Annotated in this window: 17 protein-coding genes; 9 read left to right on the top strand and 8 right to left on the bottom strand. The window is 54.4% G+C overall.

The window, feature by feature from the left end:
• Positions 1–9 precede the first annotated feature (9 nt).
• Entirely contained in the window at positions 10–369 is a 360-nt protein-coding gene (acpS, locus tag ABV300_RS04430; protein ID WP_353715315.1) for a holo-ACP synthase, read from the top strand.
• A 61-nt stretch (positions 370–430) separates the two neighbouring features.
• Here the strand turns inward: acpS and ABV300_RS04425 are convergent, their stop codons facing one another.
• A complete protein-coding gene (locus tag ABV300_RS04425; RefSeq protein WP_353715314.1) occupies positions 431–1,267 on the bottom strand; it encodes a porin PorA family protein in 837 nt (278 codons plus the stop codon).
• A gap of 123 nt (positions 1,268–1,390) precedes the next feature.
• On the bottom strand, positions 1,391–2,959 hold the full coding sequence (locus ABV300_RS04420) for an MFS transporter (RefSeq protein ID WP_353715313.1): 1,569 nt from the start codon (positions 2,957–2,959) through the stop codon (positions 1,391–1,393).
• Between the two features lie 155 nt (positions 2,960–3,114).
• Here ABV300_RS04420 and ABV300_RS04415 point away from each other — a divergent pair, with 155 nt between their 5' ends.
• From ABV300_RS04415 to ABV300_RS04400, 4 genes are all read left to right on the top strand, one after another.
• Entirely contained in the window at positions 3,115–3,864 is a 750-nt protein-coding gene (locus ABV300_RS04415; RefSeq protein WP_353715312.1) for a YebC/PmpR family DNA-binding transcriptional regulator, read from the top strand.
• Between the two features lie 57 nt (positions 3,865–3,921).
• A complete protein-coding gene (ruvC, locus tag ABV300_RS04410; protein ID WP_353715355.1) occupies positions 3,922–4,422 on the top strand; it encodes a crossover junction endodeoxyribonuclease RuvC in 501 nt (166 codons plus the stop codon).
• 121 nt (positions 4,423–4,543) lie between these two features.
• The gene (locus tag ABV300_RS04405) at positions 4,544–4,801 is read left to right on the top strand and encodes a glutaredoxin domain-containing protein (RefSeq protein ID WP_353715311.1); all 258 of its coding nucleotides are present in this window, start codon (positions 4,544–4,546) and stop codon (positions 4,799–4,801) included.
• Between the two features lie 64 nt (positions 4,802–4,865).
• Positions 4,866–5,702 carry a trypsin-like serine protease gene (locus ABV300_RS04400; RefSeq protein WP_353715310.1) on the top strand — a complete coding sequence of 279 codons (837 nt, stop codon included), beginning with the start codon at positions 4,866–4,868 and terminating at the stop codon, positions 5,700–5,702.
• Positions 5,703–5,740: 38 nt separating this feature from the next.
• Here ABV300_RS04400 and ABV300_RS04395 read toward each other — a convergent pair whose 3' ends face one another.
• The 3 genes from ABV300_RS04395 to mscL form a co-directional block, all read right to left on the bottom strand.
• Positions 5,741–6,202, bottom strand: coding sequence for a hypothetical protein (locus ABV300_RS04395; protein ID WP_353715309.1), 462 nt, complete (start codon positions 6,200–6,202; stop codon positions 5,741–5,743).
• Between the two features lie 84 nt (positions 6,203–6,286).
• Complete coding sequence (locus tag ABV300_RS04390; protein ID WP_353715308.1) at positions 6,287–6,691, bottom strand: DUF4332 domain-containing protein; 405 nt, start codon at positions 6,689–6,691, stop codon at positions 6,287–6,289.
• A 33-nt stretch (positions 6,692–6,724) separates the two neighbouring features.
• The gene (gene mscL / locus ABV300_RS04385) at positions 6,725–7,189 is read right to left on the bottom strand and encodes a large conductance mechanosensitive channel protein MscL (RefSeq protein ID WP_353715307.1); all 465 of its coding nucleotides are present in this window, start codon (positions 7,187–7,189) and stop codon (positions 6,725–6,727) included.
• Positions 7,190–7,330: 141 nt separating this feature from the next.
• On the opposite strand from mscL, the gene ABV300_RS04380 reads away from it, so the two are divergent.
• From ABV300_RS04380 to ABV300_RS04365, 4 genes are all read left to right on the top strand, one after another.
• Positions 7,331–7,693, top strand: a complete 363-nt coding sequence (locus tag ABV300_RS04380; RefSeq protein WP_353715306.1) for a DUF1801 domain-containing protein — start codon at positions 7,331–7,333, stop codon at positions 7,691–7,693.
• A gap of 15 nt (positions 7,694–7,708) precedes the next feature.
• Complete coding sequence (locus ABV300_RS04375; RefSeq protein WP_353715305.1) at positions 7,709–7,921, top strand: DUF2769 domain-containing protein; 213 nt, start codon at positions 7,709–7,711, stop codon at positions 7,919–7,921.
• Positions 7,922–7,969: 48 nt separating this feature from the next.
• The gene (gene purF, locus ABV300_RS04370) at positions 7,970–9,457 is read left to right on the top strand and encodes an amidophosphoribosyltransferase (RefSeq protein WP_353715304.1); all 1,488 of its coding nucleotides are present in this window, start codon (positions 7,970–7,972) and stop codon (positions 9,455–9,457) included.
• A 194-nt stretch (positions 9,458–9,651) separates the two neighbouring features.
• Complete coding sequence (locus ABV300_RS04365) at positions 9,652–9,966, top strand: antibiotic biosynthesis monooxygenase (protein ID WP_353715303.1); 315 nt, start codon at positions 9,652–9,654, stop codon at positions 9,964–9,966.
• A 130-nt stretch (positions 9,967–10,096) separates the two neighbouring features.
• Here the strand turns inward: ABV300_RS04365 and ABV300_RS04360 are convergent, their stop codons facing one another.
• From ABV300_RS04360 to ABV300_RS04350, 3 genes are read right to left on the bottom strand one after another with little or no spacing between them, the layout of a single operon-like run.
• Positions 10,097–11,368 (bottom strand): Ni/Fe hydrogenase subunit alpha, encoded by a 1,272-nt coding sequence (locus ABV300_RS04360; RefSeq protein ID WP_353715302.1) that lies wholly within the window; start codon positions 11,366–11,368, stop codon positions 10,097–10,099.
• Positions 11,356–12,105, bottom strand: coding sequence for an NADH:ubiquinone oxidoreductase (locus ABV300_RS04355; protein WP_353715301.1), 750 nt, complete (start codon positions 12,103–12,105; stop codon positions 11,356–11,358). Before ABV300_RS04355 ends, ABV300_RS04360 begins: the two co-directional genes overlap by 13 nt.
• Complete coding sequence (locus ABV300_RS04350; protein ID WP_353715300.1) at positions 12,106–14,424, bottom strand: 4Fe-4S dicluster domain-containing protein; 2,319 nt, start codon at positions 14,422–14,424, stop codon at positions 12,106–12,108.
• Positions 14,425–14,555 lie beyond the last annotated feature (131 nt).

The following is a 14,555-nucleotide window of genomic DNA, read 5'->3' as shown; positions in this document are numbered from 1 at the left end:
AATAAATTGGTGAAACAGTATCTGGGCGTTGATATTATTGAAATTTCCCGCGTCGAAGAATCGGTCGCCCGCTGGGGCAACGGGTTCCTGGACCGCGTTTTCACCCAGGTGGAAAAAGAACTCTATAAAGGTAAGATCGAATCTTTGGCGGTTCGCTTCGCGGCCAAAGAAGCCGCTGTTAAGGCGCTCGGCTGCCGGAAGATAATCTACCGCGATATTGAAATCCTGTCGGAATCAGATGGCCGGCCGTCACTCAAGCTTCATGGCCGTGCTTTGACTATTGCGGGCAGTCTCGGCATCACCGAATTCGCGGTCAGCCTGTCGCACGACCGCCGGAACGCTGTCGCCATCGTATCGGCTATCGTTTAAAACAAAGGGGGAGGCTCGGTAGAGCCTCCCCCTCTTTCAGCCGAGTTTCTAACGGTGAATTCTACTTTTTTACCAGTCCGATAACGAGCAACACCGCGCCCAATCCGACGGCCGCCCAAAAACCATAGACGCTGGCCCACAGGATGAGACTGCGATTGGATTTACCTTCCGCCACCGCTTCATCTACCGTTGCCTGGGTGAAGGTGCTTTCATTAATCAGCACCGGGATCAAAGTATTAGCAGCTACCTGCATCCGAACGGTAGTCTTGGTGGTTGTGAAAATAGGCGTTCCGGACACAGGCTCCACTTTAATAGTGGTGGCAACGTCAACTTTCTGAGGCGCGCCGTTAGCAGCATTAGGGTAAGCGTTGTCCTTGCTATCTATCTTGAATACATATACCTTCAGTCCGTCGATTTCTTCTTCGCCAGCGAAAGCCGCAGACAACGCAGTGCCGGTGGTCGCAGACCAGAACTGATATGTTTCCTGTTTGGTATTGGCCGGGAAAGTGAATTGACCGGTGCGGGATTTGTCGCCGCCGGCTACGTTTTCCCGGGTTGTCCGATCAATAGCATAGGTTTCGGTTGAGTCAAGGGCGGCGAGTCTTGGATCAAGCGTCGACAGTGGTCGCCCATCGGCTGTCATAAATTTTATTACCTGCTGAATAATCAGTGCGTCGGATTCGTTGACATCCGTCGCCTTTAGATCTCGATCCATCTTTGTGGGAATCTGAGGGCTCAACGCCCCGGTTGCTCCTGCGATCTGTACTGAACCATCAAAGTGGTATGTTTTTTCATAGTCCGCCGGAAGTTTAGCCATCCCGGGGAAGATAAGGTACAACCAGACCAGTGCCAGGGCGATGATTGCGACTCCGGAAAACATCAGGCCGCGTTTTGCCATAGGTGCCCCTTTCATCCCTGAACAGATTGAATATCTGTTCAAGATAATATAATGACGACCATATTAGGCCTAATATGTCTCACTGTCAAGACATTCAATGAACTGTCATTCAACACTTACAATTTAATGAACGGCGGGTTGCCTGGAACCAACCGCCCGCGGATGGTATTCAATGAACAAAGCTGTCAAAGCGCCCAAAGCCGCCGCTACGGCAGCCCCCAACAACGCGGTGCTTAAGGCGCCGACAAACTGTTCGCGCATCACCTGCCCAATCAGGTTCTGGACGAATGAAGGAGCGTTGCCGCTAAAGGCACCGTTCATACCCCCGCGGCTGACCCCTTCTAGAATTGAATCTTTGGCCGCCTGAGGCATAAATGGAATGAGTTCAAAAAATTCCCGCAGATTGGCCACCAGCTTGAACTGCATGATGGCCCCCAAAACCGAAACGCCGAGCACCGCCCCGGTCTGCCGGAGCGACGTCAGAACGCCGGAAGCCGAACCGGATTTTTCAACCGGCGCTGACGCCATGACTACTGCCCCCAGGGGCGCCATAACCATTCCCAAGCCCAAACCGGCCGCCGCCAGCGGCAACGCCACCAGCGGCCATGCCGTGTCCAGGGTAATCCTGCTAAGAATTATAAAAGAGCCGCTGACGAGAGATAGAGCACCCGCCATGATCCACCGCATGGGGACGCGATCTGCCAGCTTCCCGGCGAAAGCCGATACTGTGGCAAGCGCCAGCGGCAGCGGCAGTATCATCAAACCGGTAGCCAATGGCGTAAACTGCCGCACTACCTGGAGATACATGACTATCAGAAAAACTACCCCGATCAGACAGAACATCACCAGCAGCCCTAAAGCATTGCCAGCGCTGAAGGAACGGTTGCGGAAGAGTGAAAGATTCACCAGCGGCGCAGGACTTCGGGACTCGGCGTGTATGAAAATGATGAAGGCTACCACGCTGGCGCAAAATAAACCGATAATTAACGGCGACGTCCAACCCAGACCCTGTCCTTCCACCAGGGCAAAGGTGAGCGTTCCCAGCGCCGCTGATATAGCTAAAATGCCTCGAAGGTCGATCTTCCGGCTGGCATTCGGTTCTTGAGATTCTGGAATCAGCCTTCGTCCGGTATAAACCGCAGCCGCGCCTACCGGCAGATTCACTAAAAAAATCCACGGCCAGCCGAACCGGCCAACCAGAAGGCCGCCTAGAATCGGCCCGATGGCTGCGGCAGTCCCGGCCGCCGCGCCCCAGATGCCCATCGCCAGTCCTCGCTGGTTTTCCTGGAAGGTTACATTGAGGATCGAAAGAGTCGCCGGCATCATCGCGGCGCCGCCGGCCGCCTGCAGCGCCCGGGCAGCTATCAGCCAGCCGACATCCGGCGCCAGACCGCACAGCGCCGATGCCCCGGTGAACACGGAAATACCGCCGATAAACAATTTCTTCCGGCCTATAACATCTCCCAGCCTCCCCATTGGTATCAGCAGGACGGCGAATACAAGAATATAGGCGTTCAACACCCACTCGCCCGCGGCAAAGGAGGTATAGAAATCATCGATGATGTTCGGCAGGGCTATATTGACGATGGTGACATCGAGATTGACGATGAAAACCGCTGAAGCGACAACCGCGAGTATCTTCCATCTTTGGTCGGGTTTCCGAACGGGATTGCCTGATATTTGGTCTTGCATGAACTGCCATTCTATCGGCGCGGTTGGTATTATGTCAAGAATACCAAAGGAAATTAACCGCGAATACCGTCGCAGGCACGGGTAAAAAGCGTTTAATTCACCCGCCCGACATGTTAGAATAACGTCATCATTGAATTGAAGTTTCCAGGAGATATATGTCCGGACATTCAAAATGGGCTACCATAAAACACCAGAAGGGCGCCGCCGACGCCAAGCGAGGCCAACTCTTCACCAAGCTGTCCCGCGAAATTATTTTCGCCGCCAAAGAGGGCGGACCCGACCCGGATATGAATGCCCGGTTACGGCTGGCGGTGCAGAAAGCCAAAGACGCGCGGATGCCCTCCGACAATATCGAGCGGGCTATCAAAAAAGGCTCAGGTCAGCTTGAGGGCGAGGTCTTAACCGAACTCAATCTGGAAGGCTACGGGCCGGGCGGTGTGGCGGTACTGGTGCAGGGAGTATCCGACAATCGCAACCGCACTATCGCCGATGTCCGCCACATTTTCACCAAAGCCGGAGGGGCCTTGGGCGAAGCCGGCTGTGTTTCGTGGATTTTTGAAACCAAGGGCAGCATCGTGGTCAAAGGCGGCAGCCGCGATCCTGATGAACTGACTCTCGAAGCCATCGACGCCGGAGCCGACGACGTCAAAATCGACGAAGACGTACTGGAAATCCTCACTACTCCCGATCAGTTGGAAAAAGTAAGGAAAGCGCTCGAAGCCAAAAAGATCCCGATCGAGAGCGCCGGCATTGAAAAGCATCCCAAAACTCTGGTTGAACTCGATGAAGAGACCGCGCTGCAGGTTCTCAAGCTGCTGTCCAACCTTGAAGATCTGGATGACGTCCAAAACGTTTACTCTAACGCCGACTTTGACCCTGCTGTAATTGATAAATTCCAGGCTTGACCCGATATCTTCTCCAAATAATACGACGAGGAGCGACGCCGGTTCGCGTCATTGCTGATGAGAATTCTGGGTATTGACCCCGGTACCAGGCATCTCGGGTACGGCATTATAGACTCCAGCGGACCGGAAACCACGTTTGTTGCCTGCGGCGTCATCAACTGCCGAGAAACTCTACCCATGACCGAGCGGCTGGTCCGCCTGTACGAGGAGCTGGGCAAAGTCATCAGAGAATTCGGGCCGGATTGCGCCGCGGTCGAGAGCCCGTTTTTTTCGGAAAACGCCCGCTCGGCCATGGCTATCGGTAAAGCCCAGGCTGTTGCCATCCTGGCCGCCGCCAATTCCGGTCTTTCGGTTTTCGAGTACCCTCCGGCAAAAATCAAAGCCCGCATCTCTGGATTCGGTGCCTCTGCCAAAGATCAGGTCGCCCGTATGGTCGCTTTGCAATTGGGTATGACAGAAGCCCCTGCCTCCGCTGATGCCGCGGACGCCCTGGCCTGCGCGCTGTGCCACATACAGGAAGTACAAACCGCGGCCGTGTTTGAGCGTCGTTCGGACTGAGACCGCCGCCGGATCTTGAACCACTTCGAAGGCCAGATTATAAATTTCTTGAATTAACTTTCAACTACGGCGATTATCAAGTTAGCTCAAAAACAGGCTACAATCTAGTCAAGGCAAAGAAATGACGCAACCGACCAAGCTCTATGGCACTTCATGGTGCCCCCATACCCGCCGGTCGCGAGGTATTCTCGATCGGAATCGGATCGACTATTCCTGGCTAGATATTGAAGCGGACCGGGAGGCTTGCGCTTTCGTCGAAAGAGTCAACCGTGGTAATCGCAGCGTGCCCACCATCGTTTTCCCTGACGGTTCGATAATGGTCGAACCGGACGATGAAGAACTGGTTGCCAAGTGCCGAACTTTTACCAAATTTGATTGACCTCTGTGGAGACGGAGGACCCAACCACATAGCGCGAGACCAAAAAAACAGGGGGAATGACCCGATGAATAAAATTGCGGCCAGGCTTGCTTCGGTGATAATCGGTGTTGTTCTGTTTATTTCATCTGCGATTCCCGCCGGGGCGATCCAGAATGGTGAGTTTGATTTCAATGAGCACCCGTATGTTTGCCTGGTGGTCTTTTACGATCAGGCCGACCGGCCGCTGTGGCGCACCACGGGATCCCTGCTGTCCCCCACGGTGGTATTAACCGCCGGTCACGGCACTTCTGGTACCTCCACCGCTAGAATTTGGTTCCTGAACCGGGTCACCAATAGTTCAGGATACCCTTACGGAGGTATCAACTCGTACGGGGGCGTACCCAGGACGATTGAAGGCTACTCCAGCCAGAATTCGGGAGGGCTGCCGCGATTTGACTATCACGACGTGGGATTGGTGATTCTAAACTCACCGGTGCCGGCATGGGTCATTTCTGAGTACGCGGCGCTGCCGGCTGAAGGGTTGATTGACACCCTGCCGATGATGTCAGCAGTGGATTTAGTGGGATACGGGGTCACTTCTCAAGAGAAAGGAAAAGGCATCACTCCGGCCAATTCATGGTTTTGGGACCGGCAAAGGAACAGCGCTCCGGCTAGCATCGTCACATCAAACGGCGTTTTGAATTCCGAATTCCTGAAAACAACGGCCAATCCGGCGAAAAACCGCGGCGGGGCGACTTTCGGCGATTCCGGCGGCCCGGTGCTCCTTGCCGGAACGAACCTTATTCTGGGCATCAATTCGTTTGTCACCAACCCTAACTGCGACGGGGTCACTTACGCTCAGCGGTTGGATCTACCGGACGTTCTCGATTGGATCTATGAGTTTTTGGACCCATCCGGGTAACCGTTCGGTATGGCGGAATCAGCACAGGCTTTGCCCGCCTAGACTCCCAGGAACACGATAGGAATAGCCACGGCCAGTACGCCTAAAATCATGACGATATTCTTATACAGTGCGTATCGGGACTGGTAACCCCTGACGATTTCAGGATCGTAGTATTTATCCAGTCCTTCCTCCTGGTACATCTTTACCAGGCCTTCAGTAAGCTTGACCCTCCGCTCGGCTCCTTTTGATAATGCCCGAACGACCATCACATCGAAAACTACCGTCACGCCGAGAAGTATCAAGAACGCCGCCAGCAGGCTGAAGTTCATCTCGGTGGAGGTGGTATACGACCCGTCCGGGCGGTAATCATATCTCGTTGACCAGGCGCCCGCCGCAAACGCCATGTTTGCCAGCATGAAGATGACATTCAGTAAAATTGCTACTACAACTGTTGTCTTATCTGTTTTAGTCGTCTGTTCCAATTCGGCTGATATTTCACCATGTAGTCGGTCTTTCATTTCCGCTCCTGATCCAATCGCTTCAATAAACGATTGAGAGGGGTTACCCTCTCAATCGTATGCTAACGTCTAATAGACTGTACCTTAATATTCAACAACCCGGGGCAGTTCTTTAGCTTGTTTAACCCAATCCGCAACCGCCGCGGGGTACGGCATCCGGCGGACCAATTTCTTCTGCTCATTGACTTCTACGAGTTTTAACATCAAATTGTCGGGTTTGCGCAAGGCCAGTTCTTTGACGGTATCGACGCCCGCGGCTTCCAGCAGGTCGCTGAATTCCTCTCCAATACCTTTGACCCGGAACAAATCAGCCCGGTTGACCCACTCAAGGACCAGGGCTTCGCTAATACCAGCCTTCTCGGCCAGGTCCTTCCGACCTTTCCGGCTGGCGCCTTTTTCAAGCAGGGCTTCGACTGTTTTTATCCCGGCCATATTCAATTTTTCAGCGTATTTAGTACCGATGCCTTCAATTTTTGCGATATTCGCCATAATTCCTCCTGATCCGTTTTGTCACGTCCGTAACTAGAGGCCAGAGGTACAGTTGGGGCATTTCTTAGCTTTAACAGGGATAGCGGTAGCGCAATACGGACAGTCTTTGGTCGTCGGCGCGGCTGAAACCGCAGCGGCTTCCTTAGCCTTTTGCTTGGCAGCCATCTGATTCAAAGGCCGAACAATAAAGAAGAAAATGGCCGCGGCGACAATGAGAAATGAAATCAGGGCATTGATAAACACACCATAATTGATGGTCACCGCGCCCGCGGCTTTGGCAGCGGCTAACGAATCGTACGGAGCTGAGGTCGCCCCTTCTTTCAACACCACGAACAGGTTGCCGAAATCAACATTGCCAAGAAGTAAACCGATTGGAGGCATTAAAACATCGGAAACAAATGAGTTAACGATTGCCCCGAATGCGGCGCCTATTACAATACCTACCGCCAGATCGACAACGTTGCCACGCATGATGAAGGTCTTGAATTCTTTGAGCATACCCCTCCTTTCAAATCAAGAGATAATTCAATACTACTCCCAAACCTACAGTAAAACAAGATATACTATCCTAACTTAAACTCACTAAACCCCTATATTCTCTAATACGTCGAACAAAGTAAATGGGAGTATAATTTTGGTATGATAGAAAAAGCACCAACGACAATTGATGAATTTATGAGCGGATTTCCTGCTACAACGCAGGTAATCCTCGAGAGGTTGAGGCGACTCATCAGTAAACTTGCCCCGGAAGCCACCGAGGCGATTGCCTACGGCATACCGACATTCCGGCTAAATGGCAACCTGGTCCATTTTTCCGCCTTGAAAAACCATATCGGGTTCTATCCGACACCTTCAGCCATCGAAGCTTTTAAAGAAGAACTCCAGCAATACCGCACCTCGAAGGGTGCTGTTCAGTTCCCCCTCGATCGTCCCATTCCCTATGACCTTATCGAGCGGATGGTGAAATTCAGGGTAAATGAACAGCGCAAGAAGGCTGTTTAGGATTTAAGGGATTTCATGAAATCTTCCGACGCCGAAAAGATCTGCTTGTGCCGGATATGCCCATCGTATGTTGAGTGCAGCGAGCCGATAGCTTTTTGCCTCGGCGCGAAACCGAGCAAGTGCATCAGTGCTGAAGCGGGCTGCCTGTGCCTCGGTTGCCCGCTTTGGGTTAAAAAAGCTTTCCGGCACGTTTACTTCTGTACTCGAGGGGCGGAAATCGCTCAATGAAAGCCCCGGCGATTGACCGACGACGGCTTCTAACGTATAATTGTTTAAGTGACAGGGCTGTTCAACCGGCTGACTGACACGCCGCGTGAGGAATGCGGCGTATTTGGTATATACGCCCCCGCCGAAGAAGTTTCCCGCATATCATTCTTTGCCCTCTTTGCCCTGCAACACCGCGGTCAGGAATCCGCCGGGATCGCTACCGCTGACGGCTACACCATACGCTCCTATTCCAGAATGGGACTGGTGTCCCAGGTCTTCTCGGAGTCAGCATTATCCCAGTTAACCGGTCACATGGCGATCGGACACAACCGCTACTCCACCTCGGGTTCCAGCATCTCCTGCAACGCCCAGCCGGTAGTTGTCGGCGAGGGCGAGAGGCAGATAGCGCTGGCTCATAACGGAAATATCACAAACGCGCTCGCCCTGCGCCGGGAACTTGAAGATCTTGGCTACACCTTCAAAGGCAGCACCGATTCCGAGGTCATAGCCAATCTTATATCTTCGGCTCCGTTTTACGACATGGAAGAGCGGATTCGTTACGCGATGGGCAGGCTGCAAGGCGCTTATTCCATAACGATGCTGACCAGGGAAACCTTGTACGCTTTCCGAGACCCGCTGGGCGTCCGGCCGCTGTGCCTGGGTAAACTCGGCGATTCCGGCTGGGTAGTCGCCTCAGAAACCTGCGCCCTGGGACATATCGGCGCCGACTTCGTCCGGGAGATAGAGCCGGGAGAGATCGTCCGCATCGATCCCAACGGCGTTGAAAGTTACAAGGAAGATTCCGGACGCCGCGCGCTCTGTATTTTTGAATATATCTATTTTGCCCGGCCGGACAGCATCATGAATAACCGGCTGCTCTATACCGCCCGCCAGGCAATGGGCGCGGAGCTCGCCAAAGAACACCCGGTGGAAGCTGACCTGGTGGTGGGCGTGCCGGACTCCGCCACTGCCGCCGGCGCCGGCTATGCCCTGGCAAGCGGCATCCCGCCGGCTGAAGGTCTCATCAAGAACCGCTATATGGGCCGGACATTCATCGAACCGACCCAGCGCATCCGCGACCTTGGGGTCAAACTTAAATTCAATCCTCTCCAATCGGTGCTGGAAGACAAGCGGGTGGTACTGGTGGACGACTCGATCGTCCGGGGTACCACAACCCCGCAGGTCATCAAACTCCTGCGTAAGGCTGGAGCCAAAGAAGTCCATATGCGCGTCTGCGCCCCACCCATCCGCCACCCCTGTTTCTTCGGCGTGGATATGGCCACCAGGCGTGAACTCATCGCCGCCCGGATGACCGTTCCGGATATCAAGAATTATATCGGTGCGGACTCGCTGGGTTACCTGTCGGTGGAGGGATTAATCCGCGCCGTGGGCGCACCTAAGGAAAACTTCTGCCTTGCTTGCTTCACCGGTGATTATCCAGTGCCGGTGCAGCTTGAATTGGACAAGCTAGCCTTGGAGGACAGCACGCAAATACGGCTGCCGGAGAACTTTTCCCGCTCCATGGATGCCGAAGAAATTCCAGCCGTCAGTCTTTAGCACTCTTTGACCTAATCACCGCTCCGGGCGGTTTCCTCTTCTTCCGGTCCTCCCTCACAGTACTATCTTTCAACAACGCCCAGGCGCCCTCGATATTCACCCATTTTTCCAACGGTATATTGACGTAAGGGGTATAATCTCATCAGGTATTTGGTGGGTTTAAATCTTTCTTTCCGGTAGCCTCCGGAGGCTGTATGATTAAAGTGATGATAGGGTTCCATAAAAAGCCGGACAGCGATATTCAACCTGTACTGCAAAAACTCCGATCTTTCGCCATGACTTTTCAAGGTTTCAAGGGTATGGAGAGTCTCGAAAGCGACGAAGGGGGCTCGATCATCGTCATGGAGTTCAACTGGGAAAGCCTGGACCATTGGAAAGCCTGGAAAGCTTCGCAGGTGCAGAAGCAAATCCTGGAAGATGCCGCTGGCTTACTGCTGGACCGCCCTAAGATGAGCGTTTATAAAGTGATTCCTCTGAGCGGCTGGCCGACGGGAGGTTCGTTGCCGTGATCTCCACCGAGTATGCGCCGGGGTCGGCAAACCGGATTTAGCCTGGCCGCACAGGGGTTGTATTTTATTCGATTACCAAACAGGCGCCTCTTTGAGAGGCGCCTGTCATTATCCACAAGGCAATTCTGCTTTAATGCACCGAGCAGGAGATGCAGGGGTCGTATGCCCGCACCAGCATTTCCAGGGTGTGTCTGATTTCATCTACCGGCTTGTCCAGAATTGCCGGGGCCAAAGCGTCGAAATCATGCTGGATAGAGGCGTGATTCTGGCCGGTAGGGATGATGCAGTTAGCCGAGACAATCTCGCCGGCGTCGTTATAAGTGTAGTCATGGATGAGCATGCCGCGCGGCGCTTCGACGATACCCACGCCGCGGCCAGCACGGGGCTTAACCTTTACCTCTTCATCATGCAGGCCCCGGGCCAGCAACCTGTCGATGATGTTGATGGCATCTTCAACGCAGTGAACTGTTTCCACCGCCTGAGCAACAGAGATGAAGAAGGGATTGTGGATAGGGGCTTTCATGCCCAGGGAGGCAGCCGCTTTTTTAGCGTGCGGCAGTAGTTGTTCCGAACTCAGGTTGAAACGGGCCAGCGCGCCGACCTGATATGACGCCCGCGCGTGCCTCGTATATTTGGCCGAGGACTGAGGCACGCAGAACTCGTTGGTGATCTTCTGGTAGTCTTCCAGCGGAAAGGTGCCGCCGTCGGAGGAGGCGATCTTGCCGGTGATAAAAGCGTACTCCTTGGAATCCTTGAGAGCTATATATTCGGTGGGACGGTTGAAGTTGGGGATCATCGGGGCGAGCGATTTAACTACGGCCACCATGGTTTCGGCGTCGTCCAGGCACTTGACCAACCTCTCGCGGACGTCTCTGAGGGCGTCGGCGTCGGGGAGCTTGCTCCAGCCGCCGACAATAGGAGTGATGGGGTGGGTCTTCCGGCCGGCCAGTATCTCGGCCAGGTTATACGCCAGCTTTTTCATCCTGACGGCCATGACGATAACATCACCGTGGGTTGCGACGAGCGGGATGACCGAGTCTGCGCCCAGGAAATCCGGTGCGATAAGGAAAAGCACATGCAGAACATGACTCTCGAGCAGTTCGGCATCGTAAAGCAGCTTCCTGAGAAGCCAGGCTTGCTCAGTCAACTTTATTCCGAAAGCAGCCTCTGTAGCCTGGAGCGACGCGGTGGTGTGGGCAATGGAGCAGATGCCGCAGATGCGCGACGAGATGGTGGAAACGTCGTCATAGTTGCGGCCCTTGAGCATCCATTCAAAGAAGCGCGGTGATTCGGTGACTTCCCAGAGGACCTTTTCAAGCTTGCCGTCCGACGCCTCCAGATGGATATTGCCGTGACCCTCGACACGGGTAAGCTGGTTGACCTTGATCTTTATTTCTGGCACTGCGATACCTCCGAATAGGAGTTGTAGATTTTAAAGCGCTCAAGAATCTGGTCAAGCGTCAGACCGTAGCGGGCAAGCACGTCCTTGGCCGAGTTAGTGTTGGGGTCATCTACCAGACCGCGACAGCCCCAGCAGAAGCGTCCGGATGATACGCACAGGGCGTCACAGCCGGCGCGGGTTACCGGGCCTATACAGGTGCCGCCCCGTTGAAAGACGCAGACATTACCGGCGATCCGGCACTCGGTACAGACGGGGTAATTGGGAATATCCGGCCGTTTGCCTAAGAGGGCTGCTTTGACCACCTTGAGAAATTCTGAAGTCGTCGGGGGGCAGCCGCGGATATAGGCGTCCACCGGTACGACGGCGCTGACCGGCCGGGCGAGAATGGTGTTGTAATATGAAGCACATTCGCCATAAACGCCCTTTAACAGTTCGTCAGGCTTATAGGCGTTCTTCAAGCAGTTGACGCCGCCGGTGCAGGCGCAGGCGCCCAGGGCGACCAGAACCTTGGCCTGCTTGCGGATAGCCTCAATTCGGGGTATTTCCGACTCCTTGGTGATGGAACCCTCGATGAAGGCGATGTCGTAGTCATCCGACCGGTCAGTCTTGACCTCGCGGAAGTTGACGATCTCCACCGCGCCCAGGAGCCCCAGCACCTCGCCGACATCCAGGTTCAAAGCGTCAAGCTGGCAGCCTTCGCAGGAGGTGAAGTCAAAAAAGGCGACTTTAGGTTTCATTTAGATAGCCTCCCTCAAAGTCCGCAGCCGGGTCAGGCTGAACACCGGACCCTCCTGGCAGACGTATACGCCATTGATCTGGCAATTGCCGCACTTGCCGACGCCGCACTTCATCTTGCGCTCCAGGGAGACTATGATGTTGTCGTCGGCAAGGTCACGTTTTTTAAGCTCGTTGATGACAAAGCGGTACATGATCGGCGGTCCGACCACCACAGCCACCGTCTTCTTCGGGTCGAACTGAACCTTGGGGATTAGGGTGGTGATGACACCGACATTGCCCGTCCAGCTTTCATCGCCTTTATCCACAGTCTCCATGAAGTTCACATCCGGCGCTTTTGACCACTCTGCCATTTCGCCGGCAAAGACGCGCTCAGCAGGCGACCGGGCGCCGAAAAGGAGGTTGATCTTGCCGTAGTTCTCACGTTTGTCCAGGACGTATTGGATGAGCGATCGCAACGGGAAGATGCCGATGCCCCCGGCGATGAAGAGCAGGTCTTTTCCTTCCATCTGCTCCAGGGGGAAGCCGTTGCCGAATGGCCCCCGGATACCGACGGGGGCGCCGGCTTCCATGCGGTGCAGAGCACCGGTAACGTTGCCGACGTTGCGCACAGCAACTTCGAAGGTGTGGTCCCGGGTAGGGGACGAGGTCAGCGAGATGGGCGACTCGCCGATGCCGAAGACGTAGACTTCCACGAACTGCCCGGGCCGATGGCCTAGCTTGTGACCATCTTTTAGCCTGAATTCAAATAAAGATTCACGACTGGAAAGAGGCGTTGTCTTTACGATACTGGCCAGGTGCGGAAGATAAAGTTCTGGCTGCGGCCGGGTATTGGTGATAGTGCGCCGGGCTTTTTCTCGTGCCGTTTCCGAAGCGGCGATGGCATTGTAGGCCTCCAGCGGTGAGGCGATCTCAGCCAGGCAGGTGACAGAACAACGGCCGCAGCCGACACAACCGAATTTCCCGTAGCGATCCAGGATATATTTACCTTTATGGTACATGCGGTGGCGGAACCGGGAAACTTTGTCGCCGCGGAAGTTGGCACCAGCGGCCACCCGGGAAAAATCCACCAGCATACAGCCGTCCGGTTTTCTGATCCTTTCGCCGTCTGTCAAATTGAGGGAGACGTCGTCCTGGACATCAAAACAAAAGCAAGTTGGGCAGACCATAATGCAGGAACCGCAGTTGAGGCAGGTCTCCGATCGCATCTTCCAGTAAGGATTGTCGTAATTGTTTTCCAGGAGGTTGGGTATCTTGTCCCGGGACATATCTAAAAAGAGGCGGTATTTAGACAGCGCCTCATCTCTGACCTGTTTCTGACGGGCGGTCTCGGCGACCGTCGGCTCGCGTACTTGAGCATATTTAGCCAGCACCTGAGCCCCGGCCTCCGAGCCCACGGTCACCATATACGAAGAGTTGCCGATATCAGTCAGCAACAGATCGTAGCCGCTTTCCGCGGTATAAGAACCCATGCTGGGTGCGAACGAAGACGGCAGAGGAGTCAGCACATCCACACCGATAATCAGCGTGTTCTGACGGCGCGCCGCATAATTGGGATCAGGGTTGCCGGTCATGAAAACTTCATCGAGGAGGTTGATAGCGTTGATATCATCCGGGTGGACGCCGATAAGGACGCGGGGTGTGGTGTCGGTCACCGGGGTGATTTCCGGAGTAGGACCGAGCTTGTAGCGCAGGATTGTCTCGCAGGCGGGGATGAAGAAAGCGGTGGGAGGGTTGACGGTGACGTCGTAATCCAGCGCCAGGTCATCGAAATTCTTGACCTTATCGTAAGCAAATTTACCCTGCCTGGCTCTGACACCGATGGCTTCTCTCTCTTTAATAAGGCTATTGACTAAATTCTTTAGACTGTCGCGGGAAATGACGAAAGTGGCCTGGTAGGAAATCCTGGCAGGAGTCTGTTTGGCTTTAATCTGGACGTGAACCGTTTTCTGCTTGCTGGCTGACTTGATGGTGTCTTTTACCAGTTTTTCCAGGTCCTGGGGCGAAAAAGGCTTCACCAGGTAGTCCACCGCGCCTTGCTTCAACGCTTCAGTGGCTGATTCGACCGACGGGTGGTCGGTAGTAACTATCGCCTGGAGCCAGGGACGCTTCACCTTGACCTCCCGCAGCACCCCCAGTCCGTGTTTGCCGGGCAGTCGCATATCAAGAAGCATGACGCTGAAGTCCTGGTTGTCAATCAGCGACAGCGCTTCCTCGCCGGTGGCGGCGGTGGCAACTTTGAAACCCGCGCCTTTGAGCCAGGCGGCGGTTTCGCGGGACGCGGGATCGGAGTCAACGATGAGTACTGAGTTTTCCGGCATGAACTCCCCCCTTTATGGCGGATTATCCGGCGAGGTCGCCGGTGCAATTTTGAGACTAATAATAAAAAAGCGAAATGAGTATATCATAAGTATTAGTACTTGACTAGCGTAACAAGCCGCGAAATCATTCG

Source organism: Dehalogenimonas sp. 4OHTPN, assembly GCF_040448695.1.
Lineage (GTDB): Bacteria > Chloroflexota > Dehalococcoidia > Dehalococcoidales > Dehalococcoidaceae > Dehalogenimonas.
The sequence above is the reverse complement of the archived record's forward strand: the minus strand, read 5'-3'. Positions and strand labels throughout refer to the sequence as shown.

Bases quoted from the DNA above. Each gene is read 5' to 3' on its own strand.
- ABV300_RS04405 (WP_353715311.1), top strand. From the start codon at position 4,544: ATGACGCAACCGACCAAGCTCTATGGCACTTCATGGTGCCCCCATACC.
- ABV300_RS04375 (WP_353715305.1), top strand. From the start codon at position 7,709: ATGAAATCTTCCGACGCCGAAAAGATCTGCTTGTGCCGGATATGCCCA.
- mscL (WP_353715307.1), bottom strand. From the start codon at position 7,189: ATGCTCAAAGAATTCAAGACCTTCATCATGCGTGGCAACGTTGTCGAT.
- ruvC (WP_353715355.1), top strand. From the start codon at position 3,922: ATGAGAATTCTGGGTATTGACCCCGGTACCAGGCATCTCGGGTACGGC.
- ABV300_RS04395 (WP_353715309.1), bottom strand. From the start codon at position 6,202: ATGAAAGACCGACTACATGGTGAAATATCAGCCGAATTGGAACAGACG.
- ABV300_RS04420 (WP_353715313.1), bottom strand. From the start codon at position 2,959: ATGCAAGACCAAATATCAGGCAATCCCGTTCGGAAACCCGACCAAAGA.
- ABV300_RS04415 (WP_353715312.1), top strand. From the start codon at position 3,115: ATGTCCGGACATTCAAAATGGGCTACCATAAAACACCAGAAGGGCGCC.
- ABV300_RS04400 (WP_353715310.1), top strand. From the start codon at position 4,866: ATGAATAAAATTGCGGCCAGGCTTGCTTCGGTGATAATCGGTGTTGTT.
- ABV300_RS04350 (WP_353715300.1), bottom strand. From the start codon at position 14,424: ATGCCGGAAAACTCAGTACTCATCGTTGACTCCGATCCCGCGTCCCGC.
- ABV300_RS04355 (WP_353715301.1), bottom strand. From the start codon at position 12,105: ATGAAACCTAAAGTCGCCTTTTTTGACTTCACCTCCTGCGAAGGCTGC.
- ABV300_RS04390 (WP_353715308.1), bottom strand. From the start codon at position 6,691: ATGGCGAATATCGCAAAAATTGAAGGCATCGGTACTAAATACGCTGAA.
- ABV300_RS04365 (WP_353715303.1), top strand. From the start codon at position 9,652: ATGATTAAAGTGATGATAGGGTTCCATAAAAAGCCGGACAGCGATATT.
- ABV300_RS04425 (WP_353715314.1), bottom strand. From the start codon at position 1,267: ATGGCAAAACGCGGCCTGATGTTTTCCGGAGTCGCAATCATCGCCCTG.
- ABV300_RS04380 (WP_353715306.1), top strand. From the start codon at position 7,331: ATGATAGAAAAAGCACCAACGACAATTGATGAATTTATGAGCGGATTT.